Annotated in this window: 17 protein-coding genes; 9 read left to right on the forward strand and 8 right to left on the reverse strand. The window is 62.5% G+C overall.

Going from position 1 to position 21,285, the window contains the following annotated elements:
• Window positions 1-410: 410 nt before the first annotated feature.
• On the reverse strand, window positions 411-1,028 hold the full coding sequence (locus tag AC30D9_RS01500; protein WP_490143257.1) for a TetR/AcrR family transcriptional regulator: 618 nt from the start codon (window positions 1,026-1,028) through the stop codon (window positions 411-413).
• 86 nt (window positions 1,029-1,114) lie between these two features.
• Between AC30D9_RS01500 and AC30D9_RS01505 the strand changes: the two genes are divergently transcribed.
• Window positions 1,115-1,747 carry an NAD(P)H-dependent oxidoreductase gene (locus AC30D9_RS01505; protein ID WP_490143258.1) on the forward strand — a complete coding sequence of 211 codons (633 nt, stop codon included), beginning with the start codon at window positions 1,115-1,117 and terminating at the stop codon, window positions 1,745-1,747.
• 2 nt (window positions 1,748-1,749) lie between these two features.
• On the opposite strand, the gene AC30D9_RS01510 is transcribed toward AC30D9_RS01505, so the two are convergent.
• Complete coding sequence (locus tag AC30D9_RS01510) at window positions 1,750-3,312, reverse strand: L,D-transpeptidase family protein (protein ID WP_490143259.1); 1,563 nt, start codon at window positions 3,310-3,312, stop codon at window positions 1,750-1,752.
• A gap of 162 nt (window positions 3,313-3,474) precedes the next feature.
• Here AC30D9_RS01510 and AC30D9_RS01515 point away from each other — a divergent pair, with 162 nt between their 5' ends.
• Both AC30D9_RS01515 and AC30D9_RS01520 read left to right on the forward strand, forming a co-directional pair.
• Entirely contained in the window at window positions 3,475-4,158 is a 684-nt protein-coding gene (locus AC30D9_RS01515; RefSeq protein WP_134926633.1) for a murein L,D-transpeptidase catalytic domain family protein, read from the forward strand.
• A 50-nt stretch (window positions 4,159-4,208) separates the two neighbouring features.
• Complete coding sequence (locus tag AC30D9_RS01520; RefSeq protein WP_490143260.1) at window positions 4,209-5,195, forward strand: class I SAM-dependent methyltransferase; 987 nt, start codon at window positions 4,209-4,211, stop codon at window positions 5,193-5,195.
• Window positions 5,196-5,385: 190 nt separating this feature from the next.
• Here the strand turns inward: AC30D9_RS01520 and AC30D9_RS01525 are convergent, their stop codons facing one another.
• Both AC30D9_RS01525 and AC30D9_RS01530 read right to left on the reverse strand, forming a co-directional pair.
• Window positions 5,386-10,488 (reverse strand): dermonecrotic toxin domain-containing protein, encoded by a 5,103-nt coding sequence (locus tag AC30D9_RS01525; RefSeq protein ID WP_490143261.1) that lies wholly within the window; start codon window positions 10,486-10,488, stop codon window positions 5,386-5,388.
• Between the two features lie 148 nt (window positions 10,489-10,636).
• Window positions 10,637-11,575, reverse strand: a complete 939-nt coding sequence (locus AC30D9_RS01530) for a LysR family transcriptional regulator (protein ID WP_134924436.1) — start codon at window positions 11,573-11,575, stop codon at window positions 10,637-10,639.
• A 126-nt stretch (window positions 11,576-11,701) separates the two neighbouring features.
• Between AC30D9_RS01530 and AC30D9_RS01535 the strand changes: the two genes are divergently transcribed.
• From AC30D9_RS01535 to aldA, 4 genes are read left to right on the forward strand one after another with little or no spacing between them, the layout of a single operon-like run.
• Entirely contained in the window at window positions 11,702-12,997 is a 1,296-nt protein-coding gene (locus AC30D9_RS01535) for an MFS transporter (protein WP_490143262.1), read from the forward strand.
• A 16-nt stretch (window positions 12,998-13,013) separates the two neighbouring features.
• Window positions 13,014-14,198: an L-rhamnonate dehydratase gene (gene rhmD, locus AC30D9_RS01540; protein WP_490143263.1), complete on the forward strand. Its 1,185-nt coding sequence runs from the start codon at window positions 13,014-13,016 to the stop codon at window positions 14,196-14,198.
• Between the two features lie 10 nt (window positions 14,199-14,208).
• Window positions 14,209-15,009 carry an aldolase/citrate lyase family protein gene (locus tag AC30D9_RS01545; protein ID WP_134924439.1) on the forward strand — a complete coding sequence of 267 codons (801 nt, stop codon included), beginning with the start codon at window positions 14,209-14,211 and terminating at the stop codon, window positions 15,007-15,009.
• Between the two features lie 11 nt (window positions 15,010-15,020).
• Window positions 15,021-16,454 (forward strand): aldehyde dehydrogenase, encoded by a 1,434-nt coding sequence (gene aldA / locus AC30D9_RS01550; RefSeq protein ID WP_490143264.1) that lies wholly within the window; start codon window positions 15,021-15,023, stop codon window positions 16,452-16,454.
• 99 nt (window positions 16,455-16,553) lie between these two features.
• Here aldA and AC30D9_RS01555 read toward each other — a convergent pair whose 3' ends face one another.
• From AC30D9_RS01555 to AC30D9_RS01570, 4 genes are all read right to left on the reverse strand, one after another.
• On the reverse strand, window positions 16,554-17,156 hold the full coding sequence (locus tag AC30D9_RS01555; protein ID WP_490143265.1) for a LysE family translocator: 603 nt from the start codon (window positions 17,154-17,156) through the stop codon (window positions 16,554-16,556).
• Window positions 17,157-17,210: 54 nt separating this feature from the next.
• Window positions 17,211-18,047: an AraC family transcriptional regulator gene (locus tag AC30D9_RS01560; RefSeq protein ID WP_490143266.1), complete on the reverse strand. Its 837-nt coding sequence runs from the start codon at window positions 18,045-18,047 to the stop codon at window positions 17,211-17,213.
• A gap of 221 nt (window positions 18,048-18,268) precedes the next feature.
• A complete protein-coding gene (locus AC30D9_RS01565; RefSeq protein ID WP_134924443.1) occupies window positions 18,269-18,685 on the reverse strand; it encodes a GlcG/HbpS family heme-binding protein in 417 nt (138 codons plus the stop codon).
• A gap of 79 nt (window positions 18,686-18,764) precedes the next feature.
• Complete coding sequence (locus tag AC30D9_RS01570) at window positions 18,765-19,028, reverse strand: hypothetical protein (RefSeq protein WP_490143267.1); 264 nt, start codon at window positions 19,026-19,028, stop codon at window positions 18,765-18,767.
• A gap of 130 nt (window positions 19,029-19,158) precedes the next feature.
• On the opposite strand from AC30D9_RS01570, the gene AC30D9_RS01575 reads away from it, so the two are divergent.
• Together AC30D9_RS01575 and AC30D9_RS01580 are read left to right on the forward strand one after the other, a co-directional pair.
• A complete protein-coding gene (locus AC30D9_RS01575; RefSeq protein WP_134924444.1) occupies window positions 19,159-20,244 on the forward strand; it encodes an aromatic ring-hydroxylating oxygenase subunit alpha in 1,086 nt (361 codons plus the stop codon).
• Entirely contained in the window at window positions 20,241-21,191 is a 951-nt protein-coding gene (locus AC30D9_RS01580) for a PDR/VanB family oxidoreductase (protein WP_490143268.1), read from the forward strand. The genes AC30D9_RS01575 and AC30D9_RS01580 overlap by 4 nt, the downstream gene beginning before the upstream one ends.
• Window positions 21,192-21,285: the final 94 nt, after the last annotated feature.

Below are 21,285 nucleotides of genomic sequence, written 5' to 3' on the forward strand. Positions count from 1 at the left end.
CGTTGACCGACGGAGCCGCCCACTCGATTGTGTTCGCGGTGGGCCTGGATAGCCTCTTGCAGCGAGCGTGCCAAACTTCGCCCAGCCCCTACTCACGGCAGCGCGTTCACCGCTGTCCCCCTGTGGGAGCGGGCTTGCCCGCGAAGACGCCAGTTCTAACACCACAAGCCGACCGGCACCCGCCCCCCTTTCCCAAGCACCACCCACTGCCTTGCGATGGTGCGATCACCGGGCCTGCGGCTTCATAAAAGTGCAGTCGATCGAACACCCCGGCCAATCCTGAACCGAGGTGGTGACCGGGCTGACGCCTTCGCGAGCAAGCCCACTCCCACCGTTAATTTTGGTGACCTCAGGATCCGCATGCATCCGGGCTCCTCTGTGGGAGCGAGCCTGCTCGCGATAGCGGTGGGTCAACTTGAAGGGTTATCGGCGGTCCTGGCCACCATCGCCACGATACTGGCCAGCAGTTCTTCTTTTGCCTCGGCAGCGCTGATTTCCCCAGTCGCGGCGGCATTGGACAGTGCTTCCGCCGCCCCGAGCATCGCCCGCAAGCCGGCCTGGGTGATGCCTTTCGGGCCGGCGAACGGCTCCAACACGGCGCGACACTTGTCGAGGAAAATGCCCTCGTATTCGCGCTTGATACGCTCCAGCTCCGGCGAACTGGTCAAGGCTGCGATCACCCCGGGAATCTCCCGGCCTTGCAACAGCACGCACTCGACGTAGGAAGAAGCGATTACCGCCGCGCGGCTTTGCAAGGTAGCGTCGCTGGCGTCGAGGGCCGCATCCATCAATGCGGTCTGACGGGCGTCGAAATCCTGGTACAGCGCCGCCAGCAACCCGGATCGGCTGATGAAGTGATCGTAGACGATGGGCTTGGTCACCCCCGCCAGGTCCGCCAGCCGGGCCAATGTCAGGGCATCACTACCCTCCTCCCGCACCAATCGCCAGGCGACATCGAGCAATTGTCGCTGCCGGTCATGCCGGGACAAACGACGACGAGGTGAAGGCTGTTCTTCGGTACTTGACATGCTAACTTTACCAACCGTAACTTACTAACCGTAACTTAACCAAGCATAGCTGTCTTCCCGACTGCCTGACCAGAAGGAGTTTCGCCATGCACGCACTGATCGTTGTTGCTCATCACGACCCGCACTCTCTCACCCATAGCCTGGCCGGAAAAATCGCCGAGGGCATTACCCGCGCCAACCCTGCCGATACGTTCGAGATCGCGGACCTGGCCGCCGAAGGCTTCGATCCGCGCTTCAACTTCGCCGACCACAGGGTCCACCACCGGGAAGCCCCACCACCTGCGGATGTGCTGGCCGAGCAAGCCAGAATCGACCGTGCCGACGCGTTGGTACTGGTCTATCCGATTTATTGGTGGTCCATGCCGGCGCTGCTCAAGGGCTGGATCGACCGGGTGTTTTCCAACGGCTGGGCGTTCGATTTCAGCCTCGACAAGCCGTTTGTCCAGCAACTGCAGCGCCTGAAGGTCCACTTGGTGGCAGTCGGTGGCGCCGATGCCGACAGCTTCCAGCGCCACGGCTATGACAAGGCGATGACCACGCAGATCGACCATGGGATTTTCGACTACTGCGGCGCCCGCGTGGTGAGCTCCCAACGTTTGCTCGAATCGGAAACCCTCGATCCGCAAATGCACTTGCAGGCTGCCAGCGTCATCGGCCAGCGCTTGTTTGCAACACACGAGCAGGCTACCCACGCGCCCATCGCCACGGCCTGCGCTTGAGCTCAGAGCGCGCGGCCATGGGCAGCGGACAGTGTTGCGTCACGCCCGTAGATATCCGGGATATACACCGCCTGGCCCTGGCTGTCCGCTTGTACTGTCCAGTACCCCAGCAGGATCGGCACGGGCCGGGCCAGTCGGAACTCATGGGTCGTCTCGGTGGCCAGTAAAGTGTCGGTGCGGGCCCGTTCGGCCGGGCTCAGCAGCAGGTCGCGCAAGTGCATCACCTGCTCGATCCGCACGCAGCCTGAACTGAAGGCCCGCGGGCCTTTGCTGAACAGCGCCTGGCTCGGAGTGTCATGCAGATACACCGAGAACGGATTGGGAAAACGGATCGCCATTTTGCCCAACGGGTTTTTCGGCCCCGGATCCTGGCGCAGCATGAGGTTGCCCGGGTGCTCCCAGTCGATATCCTCCGCCAGCAACGGCAGGCCATCACTGTCGAGGATCCGCAGGCTGTTGCGGCTGAGAAACTCCGGATCGCGGCGGATCTCGGGCAGTTTGTCCTCGCGCATGATGGTCGGTGGGATGGTCCAGGTCGGGTTGAGGGTCAGTCGAGTGACATGGGATTTGAGCAAGGGTGTCTGCCGTTGCGCACGGCCCACCTGGGTGCGGGTTTGCCAGACCGGCGCGCCGCCCTGGTAAACCGTCAGTTGGGCCGCTGCCACATTGACCAGCACGCTGTCATTCTCCACGTCCTGGGCCAGCCAGCGCATGCGCTCCAGATTGATCCGCAGTTGTTCGCGACGCATGGCCGGGCTGATGTTCAACTCGGTGACCGTCCAGGGCCCCACCACACCATCGGCCTGCAGCGAATGCTGGAGCTGGAAGCTTTTCATCGCATCCACCAGCGTGGGGCTGTAGTGCTCGTCGGTCACCAGCGGCGGCGCACTCAGGTACCCCTCGTTGAACAGCCGCTGGGCCAGGGCAGGTACACGAGCGTCCTGCTTGTCCGGTTGCAGCAGCGGCCCGCCCGGCACGGGTTGCCAGTTGGATAAAGGCTGTTGCCGCAGCCGGGCATAGACGTCGCGCAGGTTGCGATAAAGGTCCAGGTTCGGCCGCGCCTGTTCAAAGGCACTGGCGACGTTCTGCAGGCCCAGCCCGGCGATGGCCAGCACCACCGCCTGGTGATCCTGTGGCTGCGGGTTGGCCTTCCATACCGGCTCCAGCCGGTCTTGAGGCAAATAGCCGAAACGCAGGTCATGCAAGGCTTGCAGGTAGCGCTGGCTGATGGCGATGTCGACACAATGAGCGCCCTGGGCTGCTCCCTCGGCCGGCAGGCTATAGCGCGCTGGATCCAGGCCGTCATCGGCCAGTTGTTGTAACTGGACCTGCAACGCTCTGCGTCGTTCGTCGTCCGACCAGGCTTGCTGGCCTGCGTTTTGCTGATAGAACGCCTGCAAGTCGAGCAGCGTCGGGAAGTCGACGCCCACCGCAACGTCCGGGCACGCGACCGCCAATTGCGCCAGTGTGGTTTGCACGAGTGCCGGATCGCTGTCTTCGGCTGTCGCGACCAATGGCGCAGTGAGCAATAAAAGGCTCAGGTAACATGCGGACTTTTTGAACAACTGCTTTACTCCAATCCATGGCCGTCTCGTTGACGGTGAATTTTGCGACAGGTACGACCCGCCATCATGCAGACAAACAAAATCGGACGGGATGCCGCGAACGAACACCACGCTGGAAATGCTTCGCCTGTACAGGGCTTTTTGCGCCGACTTTGCCTGGTCATGCTGGGCCTGGGCGTCATTTGCAGCCCGGCGCTGGCAGAAAAAAAGGCGAATTCTCAAACGCTTTACAACAGCCTCGCCCACGCAGCGCCGGAACTCAATCCCCTGGCGCTCAAAAGTGCCTTGAGCGCCATGCAATGCGCGGTCGCCAATGGTGCGAGCCAGGCCCGTCACCTGGCGGTAATCGACTATTCGCAGCCCTCCACGGCCCGTCGCCTGTGGATCTTCGACCTGCGCCAGAAGAAGCTGGTATTGCGTGACCTGGTGGCTCACGGGCAAAAATCCGGGGAAAACTTCGCCACGCAATTTTCCAATCGCCTGGGCAGTTACCAATCCAGCCTGGGGCTGTTTCGCACCCAGGAAAGCTACCAGGGCACCCACGGCTATTCGCTGCGCATGGACGGCCTGGAACCGGGCTTCAATGACCTGGCCCGTGATCGGGCAATCGTGATCCACGCCGCCGACTACGTGAACCCGCTGTGGAGCGCGCGTCAGGGACGCATCGGACGCAGCCAGGGCTGCCCTGCCGTACGCCCGCAAGTGGCACGCCAGGTGATCGACAAGCTCAAGGGCGGCCAGTTCATGTTTTCCTGGTACCCGGATCCGGGCTGGCTCAAGCGTTCGGCCTATCTCAACTGCCAGCCGCAACAGGTTGCCAGTATTTTGGCTACTAGCGGCGGTTAGTAGCGCTACAGGTTAAAATGCCGGTCTTTCCAATCCCTGGCGTTGCCTGAATGAATTGCGTAGCCCTTCAAACCCTTCATGACCACTTGCTGACAGCCCTGGCATCGGTGCCCGAAGAAACCCGTCGCCTGTTCCATGGCCGCGGGCGCTGCTGGCAGGGCCTGGAACAGGTCACTGTCGACTGGTTGCAAGGGATAGTGCTGGTGTCGCTGTTCAAGGAACCGGACCCCACGCATCTGGACGACTTGAACGCAATGCTGCTGGCGCTCACCACGTCGCCGGCCTGGCAGCACAGCAAGGCCCATACCCTAGCGGTGCAGCACCGCTACCTGCCACAAAGCCTCACCCAATGGCTGGTGGGCGAGCCCATCGATGAATGGACCCTGACCGAAGGTGGCCTGCGCTACCGGATCGACCTGGGCAAGAAGCAGAACAACGGCCTGTTCCTCGACATGCGCTACGGCCGCGACTGGGTGCGGGCAAACGCCAAGGGCAAGCGCGTGTTGAACCTGTTCGCCTACACCTGCGGTTTTTCGGTGGCGGCCATCGCCGGCGGCGCCCGGCATGTGGTGAACCTGGACATGTCCCGCGCGGCCCTGAGCCGTGGCCGCGACAACCATCGCCTGAACGGCCATGACCTGAGCCAGGTGAGTTTCCTCGGCCACGACCTGTTCAAATCCTGGGGCAAAGTGATCAACAGCGGCCCGTACGACCTGGTGATCATCGACCCGCCAACCTTCCAGAAAGGCAGTTTTCTGCTGACCAAGGATTACCAACGCGTCCTGCGCCGCCTGCCGGAACTGCTGGCCGCCAACGGCATGGTACTGGCCTGCAGCAACGACCCGGCCACCGGTCCCGACTTCCTCATCGACGGCGTCACCCGTGAAGCGCCTGGCTTGAAGTTCGAACAGCGTTTGGCCAATCCGCCGGAGTTTCCCGACGCGGATATGCAATGTGGCCTGAAGGCGTTGGTATTCCATTGTGGCGAGGAAGTGGCCGCGTCGTCTTCCACGCAGCGCCGTCGCGCAGTGGACTAAGCCTTGTGGCGAGGGGATTTATCCCCGTTGGGCTGCGTAGCAGCCCTAAAGCAATGAACTCAATCTTCCTGGCACACTGAGTTGCCTGGTTTGGGGGCTGCTTCGCAGCCCAACGGGGATAAATCCCCTCGCCACAGGTTTGATCAATCCGCGCTAGCCGAGCAACCACTTCCCGTATGGCGAGGGATGGCTATTGTCGTCGCAGCGCCCACCAAGGGGTGACCAGTTCAGTGGTTATCCGCCTCGCCAGGGCTTCGATCTCCCGGCTCTTGACCGAACGGTAGATGGCCATGGTCCGCCGCAATTGATCTTCAGTGAGCATCACCGGTTGACCTGCGGCCCAGTCCACATCCGCCACGGCTTCCAGTCTCACCCGCTGCCAGACTATGCCGTTGGGTAGAGTGACCGACTCCAGGGCACTGGGCAGGTCGGTGCCAGGTTGCCTCAGGTTATCCAACAGCACCTGGGGCCAATGGGATGGGTCCACCGGTTCGCTGAAGGCATCCACCAGGCTGTCCTCCACCGTGTCCCAGGTCGCCAGGCCTTCGAGCCAATCGCGGGACATCAACCCCAGGTAGGGGCGCCAGGTCATTTCCCCTACGCGGGGCAGTTGGTCATTACTGTCGAAGGTGTCCTGGGCGTCGCTGAGCCAATTGATGAAGCCCTCCCGTGTCGTGGCCGCCCGGCGCTGCGATATCTCCGGATAAAGGCTGCTCAATACCCGGTTCCAATACTCGTACTGGCTGCCCAGGAACCGCGCGAAAGGCACGCCCTGCGGATCGAGGCGAGCACGTTGGACCGACTCGAACATCAAGAAGTGCACCTCCAGCTCAGCGACGTCTGGCGTATGCCGGTCCAGCACGCGCCCTTGCAGGCGCGTGCGCAGTTGCCCCAGTTGCTGGCCAAAGTCTGGAAGCTGAATCAAGAGGTCGGCATAGAGATTCGAGTATCCGGTGTAGTACTGCAGAATCCCTGCGGCCCGCTGACGATATCCCAGGGCCAGCCCGTTGGGCTCACTGGCATCGATGTCGCGTATGACGCCGGAAAACCAGTCAATGAAACGCCGCCCTCCGGCATCGTCCCGGGCCACTTCCAGGGTTTTCTTCAGATCGGGAAGGTTATCCAGCCAATCATCGGCCGTGTAGCGAAAAGCGTGACGGTCCAGTTCGCGAAGGGCGTTGATCTGGGCGCTGGGGAGTGGATTGTCTTCAATCCCTAACCCAAGGGTATTACTCTTTGGCATGCTGGCCAGCGCGGGAAGCAGGTCATCCTGGATGTTGGTGATGCGGTTGCCCTTGAGGTCGAGGAAGATCGGGTCGGATGAATGCCTGGATAGCAGCGTCAAGGCCATCGTCGGCACCCGATCCAATCCTGCGTAGGCCAATTCCAACTCTTCCAGGGCTGTGAGCTCCGTCAGGTTGGGTAAGTCACGGCAGTTGTTGCCACTCAGGCGCAGGTCTTTCAACGCCGTGGCGGTCCGCAGGAAGGCACTGCCCTCTTCATCCAGGCGCAGGCCGCAGCGCACCAGGTCCAGCGCTTCCAACCCGGGCAAGGCGGTGATGGCTTGCAACTGCTGGGCGGTGAAATGCAGGTTATCGGACCACACCAGTTCCCGTAGGGCGGGTAGCTCAGCCAGGCGGCCGATGGCTGCGACCATGTTGGCCTCGGCGCCAGGCTCCGCACCGCCAGTTATCTCGGAAAGGTGCAGGACCCGCAGCTTGGGGGCGCGATTGGCACCAATCAGGGGGGCAAATACATCCGCGTTCATATTGAGTGGATTTTTACCCAATGCCAGCTCCAGCAGATTGCGAAACTCGCCCGCCGCCACGGGTACGGCGGTAAAGTTATTACCGTGCAGGCGCAGCATTTCGATATTGGGAAACAGCCGCAGGAAGTCCGAGGGATCCTCACTCAAACCCATGTGAGACAACGTAAGGGTTTCGATATGGGTGAAACGTGCGTGGATCGTAGGGAGACTGCCGATGTCCCACCCCGACAGACGCAATGTCAACTCGCTGTCTTCCCTGCGCGGATCGGGTTCACGCCGCCAGGCGCGGCGGATTTCGTTCGCTACGCCGCGACGATTCGCCAGGATATCCTCTCGGCTGTAGCGACCCTCCACCGGGTGATGAACGCCCTCATGGACTTCCCACTGGCGCAACCCTTCATCGAGCGTCGCCCATTCATTGCTCAGCCGACTGACCAACTGGTTCAGGCTGAGGCCTTCACGCGCGGCCTGATCGGTCAGGCTGCGCTGAAGCCCCGCGAGGGCATCCCCGGCATAGTGAGGATATAGTCGCTCAAGACGTCCCTCCAGATTGTGGCGCCAGCCCTGCAACGGCAGTTTTCCACGCCCGCTGAGCGGATAACCCAAGCGTCCGTTCTGCCATTGCGGGCCTTGCGCGCCGCTGTCCAGGCGCTTGAGGAGCAGAAACGCACGCAGCCCTTGCCGATCGTCAAGGGCTTGCCCCAGCAGCGCCTTGCGAAGCCTGGCCGCCTCCCAAATGTTGAATCCCAGCGCCTTGCGAGCCTCGTCCGGCATTGCGTTCAACAGCGCCTCTTCCAGGCTCGACCCCACGCCCAGCTCGTTGCCCTGCTCGTCAAAGGCCTGGTACTGCCCGCCGTCCTGGCGAATGACTTTCAAGGGCCCCTCTTCCCCCACTTCCAACGGGCTGGCCAGTTCGCTCGACACCAGGCGCAGGCGCAACCGGCCGCGCAATGGGGCCATATTGCCCAGCAAGCCCATGACGACGCGGTCTCGATCGGTGCTGCTTTCTCCGCGCTCCAAAGCACGCAACGTACGTGTCAGGCGCAGCTCGGTCAGGGCTTCTACGCACTGTTTACCCAGGCTTCCCGTCACCCGGCCGGCACGCAGGCGCACCAGGTCCTCGCCTTGAGCCTGGCTGGCAAGCTCGTTGGCCATGGATTCCGGCAGCCCGGAGAAGGCCCGAGCCACGGGAACGGCCAACGGATCGAGCGTGGTGGACCGGGCCATGGTAGTAGTCACCTGGGTAACATTGCGTTCCAGGTGAGTCGCCCAACGGCCCGCCAACAGCCGACTGCTCTCCACCGGACGCAGGCCGAGGGGGCTTTGCCCCAACAGCGCACGTTGCTCGCTCACGCTCAGGCCTGCCAGGATGTGATTGGCCCAGCCATCCTGTGCCAGATCAGCCTGGTTCAGATTGAGAAAGCGCGTAGCCGCCGTGTCACCCGTAGAGTGAACCCGCACCCCATCGTGATAGCGCAGCGTCACAGCCTCGGGCCAACCCGGCAGATCCACGAGGGTCTGAGTGATTCGAACGTGCATGCTGCCTGGCGCTTCGCCGCCGCGCAGACGCCCAATGGTTTGCTGCACCCTTTGCCAATCCCGTGCTTCACCCAGGGCGTCGGCGAAGATGGCCGGCATCGGCTGCCCGTTCACTTGCAGGTAGCGCAGGTGCGCCTCGCTGACACCCACCTGTCGTTGCAGGGCAAGAATCGTAGGGTCGTCCAGTTCGGCTGGCGTCTCGACAAAGTTACGCAGCAGTTCCAGGTTGCCGCGCTGCAACGGATTACGGTGTGCCCATTGCCAGCCGCGGGCACGGTTCCACTCCAGGAGCGGCGTCACGCCACGATGGTCGGCGGGGAGACGCAAGTCCACGGCGTCGGCGGTGCCCTGCACCTCGAAATAGCGGCCCTCGACCTGCACCCATGCCTCGTCCGTCGTGCGCCATACCCCCCAGGCGTCCTGCTCGGCCTCAATGGGTGGCAGGCGCCGCGCCTGGAAAGGCGTGACATCGCCATTCCACAAGCGTGTCGTACCGTCTCGCATCGGCATGGGTTCGACCGCCCCGCCGATGAACCCCAGATAGGCGCCTTGGGCGACTCCGAACAGGACGTTGAAGATGTGGTCGATGCCTTCTTGCGCGTGGCCTTCATTGAACGCCTGGATACCTTCGAAGAACTCATACACCAGGCGCACCCCACCCACCGCCGCCGCAGCCATCCCGACAGGTGCGCAGAACGGAATGAAGCTGACGGCGAGCATCAGGGAGCGCTCGGCGAGACTTTCCCAGTATTCGAGGCGAGCCAGCAGCGCCTGCCAATCCTGGTCCTTGGTGGAGACCATCAGTGCCGAGGCATTGACCAAGGTGTGGGTCCGCCATTCGTGATAGCGATCGTCCCAGTGATTTTCACGCACATCACCCAGGGTCCAGGGCACATGGGGCGCAGGCACCCGAATGCGCCGGGGGTTGCCGTCCTCGCCAAGCTCACCCTCTCGCCAGCCCACGATGCGGGCGTGGATTTCCTGGAAAATATTGAGGTTGTCCTTTATCTCCCACTCCAATTGATCATGCAGCGCGTCGCCGAGCCGGGCTTGCAGGCGTATCGGGAAATAGCGCATCAGGCTCTCGCGATAACGCCGTCTGCGCAGCCGTTCGATCAACTGCGCGGCCATGGCCTGCAAGCTGGGGAATTGCCTGATCGGTGCCACAATGTCATGGGGCATGTGCAAGACCACCGGACGAACGCCTTTGGCGTCCCCTTCCAATCCCCAGTACACCCTGACGCCAAACAATGGCACGGAGAGAATCTCCAGTGCCTTGACCTCACAGGCCAGGGATTTGACCGGGTAAGCGTTGAGTTGCACCCCGACATGGGCCAGCAACCGCTCACCGGTTTCATCCAGGCGCCCATCCAGCTTCGCCTCGTAGGCGTCATAGGCGAGCAGGCTGCGTGCGTACTTGATATAGGCGTCGGCGACAACCGGGACCTCGTTGCGGATCTGTGGCAGTCGTTGCTTGAGCAGGCGTTGATAGGCACCGCCTGCATCCAGTTCCCGGCACAGACGCGCGAAGCTGGCGGGGGTCGTGGGCAGCGCCGTGGTGTCTGACGGAGCCCCCCAGCGATAAAACTCTCCAGGCTTGCCCTTGATGAATAGCTCGCCATTCTTATCGAAAGTGCCGCCAATGGCGGCATCGGCGGGAGGATAATTGCGCATGGCCGCTTCGACCGCCGACAGCGAGGTGCCGAAGTGGTCGCGCTTGACCCTGGCCCGGCGTACCGCATCCGCAACGCTGCCGGCGCCATTCACCAGGCGCCAGGCCTGCATTTCCGGCCGTGCCTGCAGCAAGTCGCGCGTGAAAGTTTCCGGCGCCGGCAGGTCGATGAGTAGCGCGTTGAGCGCGTCGCTGTCGCGCTGCAATTGCTTGGTAAAGACCTTGAAACGCTCCTGATGGATCCGCGAGGCGCGTTTCAACCAGACGGGCAGCCGCGCCTGGATGAACTCGATATGGGTATCGAGATTGGACATGATGGACCTCCTTCCTTGGGGTCGTTTGATTTAAAGTTCGCCATGCTTGGCGTGGCCGATGCTCCCTAAAACCGTCGTGGTTTGAAACCGTCAGACTGTTGCGAGGGGTTGCTGCCGCGCAGCACGCCATTGCGCTTTTATCCCCGCCTCACAACGCAGCCCGGCTACGCAGCAAATCAATGAACAAGCCCAACTCCCGGCTCACCGGTTCGCCCTTGCGCCGCAACATCCCGAACGGCGCCAATTGCACCTCCAGTTCCACCGGCAACGCGACCACCAGCCCCATCTTCAGGTAATCGCGCAAAGCGGTTTCCGAGAGCACCATGATTGCGTCGGTCAGTTGAATCAGTTGCTGCATGGAATACACCGAACTGCATTCGATGATGTCCGCCGGTGTCGGCAGCGCCAGACGTTGTAGCGCCTGATCGAGGCCGATGCGCGCCGGGCTGGTTTCCGGCTGCAGGATCCACGGCCAGTCGCTGACCAATTCGGCCAGGGCCAGTTTTTTACGCCGGGCCAACGGGTGTCCGGCATGGACCACCACCAGCAAGCGCTCGTTGCCCAGTTGTTCGAAATCGTAGTGTTCACTGTCGGTGGCTGCGTTGCGCCGGGCGATGGCCAGGTCGATGCGACCTTGTTCCAGCAACTGGATCACCTGGTCGCTGGTGTCGCCCATGATGCGAATGCGCAATTGCGGGTTGAGGGCCTTGATGCGGGCGATGGAGTCCATTACCAGGTCTGGCGCGGCACCCATGATGGTGCCGATGGACAGGTAACCGTAACCGCCCTGCTGACGGGCCAGCAGGTCCTCGGCGCAGCGGTCCAGGCCACTCAAGGCGGACTCGGCGAAGCGGATCAACTCCTGGCCCAAGGCGGTCGGGCGCATGCCCCTTGGCAAGCGTTCAAACAGGTCGCAACCGAACATGTCCTCGATCTCGTGCAGCATCCGGGTCGCCGCCGGTTGCGACATGTTCAGGCTCTGGGAGGCGCGATGCAGGTTTTGGCTGGCGCTCAGGGCTACCAGCATATGCAGGTGTTTGTAGCGCAGACGGTTGAACAGGCTGCGGGACAGCACGGGATCGGTCATCGATGAGTCTCGGATTATCGATACCTTGAAGGTATCGTTTGTTAGCGAGATTCGATTTGTAACGCATCAATCCCCCGCCGTACAGTCCAGCCCATAAGAACAAATACCTGCTAAAGGACTCCCGCGATGAAGACTCTTCCTGCGTCTGTGCTGGCCAAGATTTCCTGGCGCCTGCTGCCCTTCCTGCTGCTGATGTACATCATGGCCTTTCTCGACCGGGCCAACGTCGGCTTCGCCAAACAAGCCTTCCAGGCCGATACCGGTATCGGCGACGCTGCATTCGCATTTGGTGCCGGGGTGTTCTTCGCCGGTTACGCACTGCTGGAAGTGCCCAGCAACCTGATCCTGCACCGCGTCGGTGCGCGGTTGTGGATGTGCCGGATCATGGTTACCTGGGGCCTGGTTTCAGCGGCCATGGTCTTTGCCCACAACGAAACCAGTTTCTACGTGCTGCGCTTCTTGCTGGGCGTGGCCGAAGCCGGATTCTTCCCCGGGGTCATTCTCTACCTCACCTACTGGTTCCCCTCGGCGGCCCGGGGCAAGGCCATGGGTTTCTTCTACTTTGGTGCGCCACTGGCGTTCATCTTCGGCAGTCCGTTGTCGGGCCTGCTGTTGGAACTGGACGGCTTCGCCGGTGTTCACGGCTGGCAATGGCTGTTCGCCGTGGAAGGCTTGATGGCTTCGGCGGTCGGCGTGTGGGCCTACTGGTATCTGGACAATCGTCCGGCCGATGCGAAATGGCTCTCGGCCGAAGAACGCCGCCAGGTCCAGGACCTGCTCGATGCAGAGGATCAACACAAACAGTCCCACGGCCGTAGCCTGCTCAGCGTGCTGTACCAACCATCGGTACTGTACCTGTGCCTGATTTACCTGCTGATCCAGGCCAGTGTCTACGGCGTGGTGTTTTACCTGCCGACCCAGGTGGGCGGGTTGCTGGGCAGCAAGGTCGGGCTGATGGTCGGGTTGGTTACGGCAATTCCATGGGTCTGCGCCCTCTGTGCGGCGTATCTGATTCCCGGCTACAGCGACCGCACCGGCCAGCGCCGCCGTACCGCCGCGCTGACCCTGCTGATGGCGGCCGCCGGGATCGCCTGCTCGGTGAGCGTGTCCAGCCCATTGCTAGGCATCATTGCCCTGTGCTTCGCCGCCTCCGGATTCATCGCCGTACAACCGGTGTTCTGGACCTTTCCGTCCAGCTACCTGGCCGGTAGCGCCGCAGCGGCGGGCATCGCGTTGATCAACTCCTTCGGTGCCCTCGGCGGCTTCATTGCCCCGGTGCTGAAGAACTGGGCCGAAGGTGCCTTCCATTCCCCTGCCGCCGGCCTTTATCTGCTCGCCGGCACCACAGTCATCGCCGCGTTGCTGGTACTGGGCATCCACTCCCCCGGCCAACGCGCTTCGAACACACCGGCCACTGTTTAACTCAAGGAGCTGCACCATGGGTATCCCCACGATCAAGCACGTCCGCGCTTTTGTCCTGCGAGGCGGCGGCGCGGATTATCACGACCAGGCCGACGGCCATTGGATCGACGACCACATCGCTACGCCCATGAGCAAGTACCCGGACTACCGCCAGAGCCGTCGCAGTTTCGGCATCAACGTACTCGGCACCCTGGTGGTGGAAATCGAAGCCAGCGATGGCACCGTCGGTTTTGCCGTGACCACCGGTGGCGAACCAGCGGCCTACATCGTTGAAAAGCACTTGGCACGATTCGTCGAAGGCGCGCGGGTCACCGACATCGAAAAGATCTGGGACCAGATGTACCAATCGGCGCTGTACTACGGTCGCAAAGGCCTGGTGATCAACACGATTTCCGGCGTGGACCTGGCGCTCTGGGACTTGCTCGGCAAGATCCGCCAGGAGCCGGTGCACCAATTGCTCGGTGGCGCGGTGCGCGATGAGCTGCAGTTCTACGCCACCGGCGCCCGGCCGGACCTGGCACAGAAAATGGGTTTCATCGGCGGCAAGCTGCCTTTGCATCACGGCCCGGCCGAAGGTGAGGAAGGCCTGCGCAAGAACCTCGAGGTATTGGCGAGCATGCGCGAAAGGGTCGGCCCGGACTTCTGGCTAATGCTCGATTGCTGGATGAGCCTGGACCTCAATTACGCCACCCGGCTCGCGGTCGGTGCCCATGAGTACGGCTTGAAATGGATCGAAGAAGCGCTGCCGCCCGACGATTATTGGGGCTACGCGGCGCTGCGCAACAACGTACCCAAGGGCATGCTGGTGACCACTGGCGAGCATGAAGCGACCCGCTGGGGCTTTCGTATGCTGTTGGAAATGGGCTGCTGCGACATCATCCAGCCGGATGTCGGTTGGTGCGGTGGCCTCACCGAACTGGTGAAAATCTCCGCCCTGGCCGACGCCCATAACACCTTGGTGATCCCTCACGGCTCCTCGGTCTACAGCTATCACTTCGTCGCCACGCGGCATAACAGCCCATTCGCCGAGTTCCTGATGATGGCGCCCAAGGCGGACCAAGTGGTGCCGATGTTTCACCCGCAACTGCTGGGCGAACCGGTGCCAGTGCAAGGCCGCATGCGCCTGTCGGTTCTCGATCAACCTGGCTTTGGCGTGACGCTGAACCCGGAATGCCAACTGCACCGGCCTTATAACCGCTAAGGAGCCAGCCATGAACATGCCCCGCAACACCTTCAAGGCCGCGTTGACCTCAAAGGACACCCAGTACGGCATCTGGGCCGGTTTCGCCAGCGGTTACGCCGCTGAAATCGTCGCCAGCACCGGCTACGACTGGATGCTGATCGATGGCGAACACGCGCCCAACACCGTGCCCAGCGTGCTCAGCCAACTCCAGGCCGTGGCACCCTACGGCACCGCGCCAGTGGTGCGGGCGGTGACCGGCGATGCCAACCTGATCAAGCAACTATTGGACATCGGCGCCCAGACCCTGATGATTCCCATGGTCGAAACCGCCGAACAAGCCCAGGCCCTGGTGCGCGCCATGCGGTATCCGCCCCACGGCATTCGTGGCGTGGGCGGCGGCCTGACCCGCGCCACCCGCTGGGATGGCGTGGCGAACTACCTCAACACGGCCCATGAAGAACTGTGCCTGATCGTCCAGGTGGAATCGCGCACGGGCGTGGAAAACGTCGAAGCCATCGCTGCCGTCGAGGGCGTGGACGCGGTGTTCATCGGCCCGGCGGACCTGTCCATCGGCCTTGGCCATGCGGGCAATCCCGGTCATCCCGAGGTCCAGGAACGCATCCGACACGCCGTGAACGCCACCCTCGCGGCGGGCAAGGCCTGCGGCATCCTCGCGCCCAACGAAGAAGACGCCCGGCGCTACCAGGGTTGGGGCTGCCAGTTCATTGCCGTGGCCATCGACATCAGCCTGTTGCGCCAGAGCGCCCAGGCCACCCTCGCCCGCTATCGCCAATCCGCCACCGCCCCAGCACCCTCGCGCACTTATTGAAGGACACTGCCATGTCATCCGTTCCCGTGTTCCAGAACTTCATCAACGGCCAGTTCACCCACAGCGAGGCACACCTGGAGGTGTTCAATCCGGCCACCGGGGCGCTGCTGTCCCGGGTCCCGGCCTCCAGCGCTGCCGACGTCGATCAAGCCCTGGCCGCCGCTCGCGCCGCACAGAAAGACTGGTCGGCCAAACCGGCCATCGAACGCGCCGGGCACCTGCGGCGCATCGCCGCCAAACTGCGGGAAAACGTCGCGCACCTGGCGCGCACCATTACCCTGGAACAAGGCAAGATCAGCGCCCTGGCCGAAGTGGAGGTGAACTTCACCGCTGACTACCTCGACTACATGGCCGAATGGGCCCGGCGCATCGAAGGTGAGATCATCACCAGCGACCGTCCTGGGGAAAATATCTTCCTGTTCCGCAAGCCCTTGGGCGTGGTGGCGGGAATCCTGCCGTGGAACTTTCCGTTCTTTTTGATCGCTCGCAAGATGGCCCCGGCCCTGCTGACCGGCAACACCATCGTCATCAAGCCCAGCGAAGAAACCCCGAACAACTGTTTCGAATTCGCTCGATTAGTGGCCGAGACCGACCTGCCACCTGGCGTGTTCAATGTCGTGTGTGGCGACGGCCAGGTGGGCGCAGCCTTGAGCGGCCACAAAGGCGTGGACATGATCAGCTTCACCGGCAGTGTTGAGACCGGTTCACGGATCATGACGGCGGCAGCGGCGAACATTACCAAACTCAACCTGGAGCTGGGCGGCAAGGCGCCGGCCATTGTGCTGGCGGACGCCGATCTGGAGCTGGCGGTAAAAGCCATTCGCGACTCGCGGATCATCAATACCGGGCAAGTCTGCAACTGTGCCGAACGGGTCTACGTGCAGCGCGAGGTCGCCGATCAGTTCATCGAGCGCATCAGCGCGGCGATGTCCGCCACCCGCTACGGCGACCCGTTGGCCGAGCCAGACGTGGAAATGGGCCCGCTGATCAACCGCCAAGGCCTGGACAGCGTCGAGCGCAAGGTGCGAACAGCCCTCAGCCAGGGCGCCAGCCTGATCAGCGGCGGCAGCGTGGCGGACCGGACCAGCGGTTTCCACTTCCAGCCCACGGTACTGGCCGGCTGCAACGCTTCGATGGAGATCATGCGCGAGGAAATCTTTGGTCCGGTACTGCCGATCCAGATCATCGACGACCTGGACGAGGCCATAGCCCTGGCCAACGACTGCGACTACGGTCTGACCTCTTCGGTCTACACCCGGGACCTGAGCCGCGCCATGCACGCCATTCGTGGCCTGGACTTCGGCGAGACCTACGTGAACCGGGAAAACTTCGAAGCCATGCAAGGCTTTCACGCCGGGGTGCGCAAATCCGGGGTTGGCGGGGCCGATGGCAAGCATGGCTTGTATGAGTACACCCATACCCACGCGGTGTACTTGCAAAGCTGACCGGCGATAAACCGAGGCTTCGCCAAGCGCTTGCCCTTCGGGCGGGCGCTTCGCAACCCAGCGGGGATAAATCCCCTCGCCACAACGTCCCGCTTATTCTCAGACCACCAAGGTCAACCACGCCGATACCAGCAGCATCACCGCCATGACCCGATTGAACCGCCCCATCGCCACAGCGGAACGGCAGAACCGCGCAGCGCCGCGGCCCAGGTAGGCCCAGACGGTCATGCATGGAATCGAAATGGCGAAAAACGCCAAGGAAAGCCAGAGCACCCGCACGGTACGGTCGGCCTCGGCGCCGGCAAAAACGCTGACCACCGCCAACGCCATCATCCAGGTCTTGGGGTTCACCAACTGCAACCCGGCGGCGCCCGCCAAGCCCAGGCGCGGGCCTTCGACCGGCCGATCCGGGTCGATGGCCTGGGCCGGTGCGCTGAAAATCTGCCAGGCCATCCAGCTCAACCAGGCAATGCCCGCCCATGAAAGCGCGGTCTGCACCGTAGCGTGGCGCGCCAGCACATCGCCCAATCCCGTGCCCACCAACAACACCAGCAAAGCCGCCGCGGCGCAGGCACCGAGGATGATCGGCACCGTGGTCGCCAGGCCGAAGCGCGAACTGTGGCTCAGCACCAGGATATTGGTCGGGCCCGGGGTAATGGAGGCGACAAAGGCGAACAAGGCAAACGGCAGTAACTGGTCCATGGAGCAACGTCTCGGTGGATGATCGATCGCTTGATCATCCCCACGAAGACGTGGTCAGTCTGGAACAATTGAGCAGCGCTTGCGGTAGTCCGCCGGGCTCAAACGATAGGCGCGCTGGAACCAGCGGCCCAAGTGGCTCTGGTCGGCAAAACCGAGCATGGCCGCCACCGCCACGGCGCTCTCGCCACAGGCCAGCAGACGCCGGGCGCGGGCCAGGCGCAACTGGATCAGATAGGCGTGGGGCGCCAGGCCGAAAGCCGCCTTGAACGCCCGAGTCAGGCGGAACCGATCCACACCGGTGACCCGCGCCAGGTCATCCAGGCCGATGTCTTCACTCAGATGACCATGCAGATAATCCCGGGCCTGCTGCGCCACCAATGGCAGGCGCGGGTCGGGGTTGATCCGTGCGCGCCAGTGCAGGTGTTGGGTCAGGTTGGCCAACAGGGTATCGAGGGCGGTCTGGCGCACGATACGGATCTCCTGCTCATGCAGGCTCTGGAAGGCCAAGGCGGTGGCATTCGCCAGTCGCGCATCGTCAGTCAGGGTGGCGGCAAACCCCAACTCGGCATTGTCCGGCGCCACATCGAACAAGGAGCGCAACTCGCGCTCCAGCCAGTGGGGCTCCAGGTACAACGTGCGGTAGGTAAACCCTTGATCGTGAGGGGCATTGCCGTCGTGGAGCTCGCCGGGCTCAAGCAGGAACACTTTGCCCGGCGTGCTGTTGTGCTGCTGGCGACGGCAATGAAACTGCTGCACGCCCTGCTCGGTCACGCCCACCAGATAGGCGTCATGCCAATGGGGATCGTAGGCATGCCCCTCGAAATGCGCGCGCACGGTCTCGATGCCGGACGTGGGGTCCTGCTTGAGATCGATCCAGTTGCGCGCGGTCATGCCCTGCCCCGTTCAGTGAATGTGCTCTTGGCAGATTAACTGCTGATGAGGAGCGTGTCTGGAAGATTTGTGCAAACCTTGGTGGAGACGGGCTTGCTCGAGAATCGTTCGGTTCTGTAAATACATTTGTTGACGGACCCACCGCCATCGCGAGCAGGCTCGCTCGGTCCCACCAAGAACCAGGCCGGCTGTCATGCCGCCTTTGCGACTCGACCGAAGCCTCAGGCATCCGGAGTAATCACCGCCTCCACCGCCAAACGAGCCAGTTCGGCATCCTGCTCGGCCTTGACGCCGGACACGCCGATAGCGCCGATGCACTGGCCGTCGTGACGGATGGTCACGCCGCCTTCGAGCATGCCTTGCAGGTGCGGGGCGCTGAGGAAGGCGTAACGGCCGCCGTTGATCATGTCTTCGAAGACCTTGCTGTCGCGCCGGCCCATGGCGGCAGTACGCGCTTTTTCGGTGGCGATATAGGCCGATAACGGCGAGGCATCGTCCAGGCGCGATAGCCCGAGGGGATGACCACCGTCGTCCACCACACAGATCGACACAGCCCATTGACGCTCGTGCGCCAGCTTCCTGGCCGCCACCAGCAATTGCTCAACATCCTGCTCAGTGAGTACCGCCTTGGTTTTCATGGATCACTCCGTGTTGTGCCGCAACATGCCGGTAAGACAGCCCGCAAGCCAATGCCTGCGGGCCGAAAACACCCGAGGATTACTCGCCGTAGATATCGAAATTAAAGTACTTCTGGCGAATTCTGTCATAGATACCCTTGACGCGAATGGTCCCCAGCGCCTGATTGAAGCGACTCGCCAGGGCATCGTCTTCCGGGCCTTCGAACCGGCGATAGAAATGAACTTCAGCATGCTCCTGCCCATCCAGGGGCCGGTTTCCAGGCTGCAGGCCAGTTTTCTGAAGCACATGCAGCGGTTCGTCGAAGCGCAGGTGCCGGCGGCCTATCGGTTTTGATGCAATCATCGATTCAGCACCAATGGATCCACTATAAAAACCGATCATCCACAAAACCAGCAAAATTATTGACAAGCAAATTAGTTAAGAGAGTTAATGGATCCACAGATAAAAACAACATCCCGCCTGGAGATCCGTCATGTACCCCAAAAATGCCTGGTACGTTGCCTGCACCCCCGATGAAATCGCCGACAAACCCCTGGGTCGCCAGATCTGTGGTGAGAAGATGGTTTTTTACCGCGGGCACGAGGGCAAGGTCGCGGCCGTGGAAGATTTCTGCCCCCATCGCGGCGCCCCGCTCTCCCTGGGTTACGTCGACAACGGCAACCTGGTATGCGGCTATCACGGCTTGGTGATGGGCTGCGACGGCAAGACCGTCGAGATGCCGGGGCAGCGGGTACGAGGATTCCCTTGCAACAAGACTTTTGCGGTGCAGGAGCGGCATGGATTCATCTGGGTCTGGCCCGGTGACCAGGCGTTGGCCGACCCGGCGCTGATCCATCATCTGGAATGGGCCGAAAGCGATGAATGGGCCTACGGCGGAGGCCTGTTCCACATCCAGTGCGACTATCGCTTGATGATCGACAACCTGATGGACCTGACCCACGAAACCTACGTCCATGCCTCAAGCATCGGCCAGAAGGAAATCGACGAGGCGCCGCCGGTGACCACGGTCGAAGGCGATGAAGTGGTTACCGCCCGGCACATGGAAAACATCATGGCCCCACCGTTCTGGCGCATGGCCTTGCGCGGCAACAACCTGGCCGACGATGTGCCAGTGGACCGCTGGCAGATCTGCCGCTTCACCCCGCCCAGCCATGTATTGATCGAAGTGGGTGTCGCCCATGCCGGCAACGGCGGTTATCACGCCGCGCCGCAATTCAAGGCGTCGAGCATCGTGGTGGATTTCATCACGCCGGAAACCGAGACCTCGATCTGGTATTTCTGGGGCATGGCGCGGCATTTCCAACCGCAGGATGAAGCCCTTACCGCGTCCATTCGCGAAGGCCAAGGCAAGATTTTCAGCGAAGACCTGGAAATGCTCGAGCGCCAACAGCGCAACCTGCTGGATCATCCGCAACGCAATTTGCTCAAGCTCAACATCGATGCCGGCGGTGTGCAGTCCCGGCGAGTGCTGGAGCGCTGGATCGCACGGGAACGGGAAGCACAGGCCGGCTTGATCGCCAGCAGCCATCAACCGCAAGTGGCGGAGCAGCGACCATGATCGAAGTCCAGGTCGCGGCGCGACACAACGAAGCCCTCGACATCTGCAGCTACGAGCTGACGCGTGTCGATGGCGAACCGTTGCCGGCCTTCACCGCCGGCGCCCATATCGACGTGCACTTGCCCAGCGGGCTGATTCGCCAGTACTCGCTGTGCAACCACCCAGAGGAACGGCATCGCTACCTCATCGGCGTGCTCAAGGATCCGGCGTCCCGCGGTGGTTCGCGCAGCCTGCATGAGCTGATCCAGCCAGGCATGCGCTTGCACATCAGCGAACCGCGCAACTTGTTCCCCCTCGCCCCGCAAGCCCGGCGCAGCTTGCTGTTCGCTGGTGGCATCGGTATTACGCCGATCCTGTGCATGGCCGAACACCTGGCCCAGAGCGGTGCGGCGTTCGAGCTGCATTACTGCGCCCGCGCCCGGGACCGCGCAGCCTTTGTCGAGCGCCTGCGCCAATCCCCTTACGCCGACCGGGTATTCCTGCATTTCGATGAAGAACCGCAAACCCAGCTGGACGCCGCCAAGGTGCTGGCCGTGCCCGGCGATGACCTGCACCTCTACGTGTGCGGGCCCGGTGGTTTCATGCAGCACATCCTCGACACCGCCAAGGACCAAGGCTGGCAAGAGGCCTGCCTGCACCGCGAATACTTCGCCGCTGCCCCCACCGACACCCGCGCCGATGGCAGTTTTTCGGTCAAGCTGGCCCGCAGCGGCCAAGTGTTCGACGTGCCGGCCGACCGCAGCGTGGTGCAGGTGCTGGAGAGCCATGGCATCGAAATTCCGATTTCCTGCGAGCAAGGTGTATGTGGCACCTGCCTGACGCGTGTGCTGGAAGGCGTACCTGAACATCGGGACATGTTTCTGACCGAGGCGGAACAGGCTTGCAACGACCAGTTCACGCCGTGTTGCTCCAGGTCCAAGACACCAGTCTTAGTACTGGACCTCTAACACCGGCATTGTGGGAGCGAGCCTGCTCGCGATGGCGTGAGTTCTGCAGCATCGATGGTGACTGATCCACCGCTTTCGCGAGCAGGCTCGCTCC

Source organism: Pseudomonas sp. DF11 (assembly GCF_058148565.1).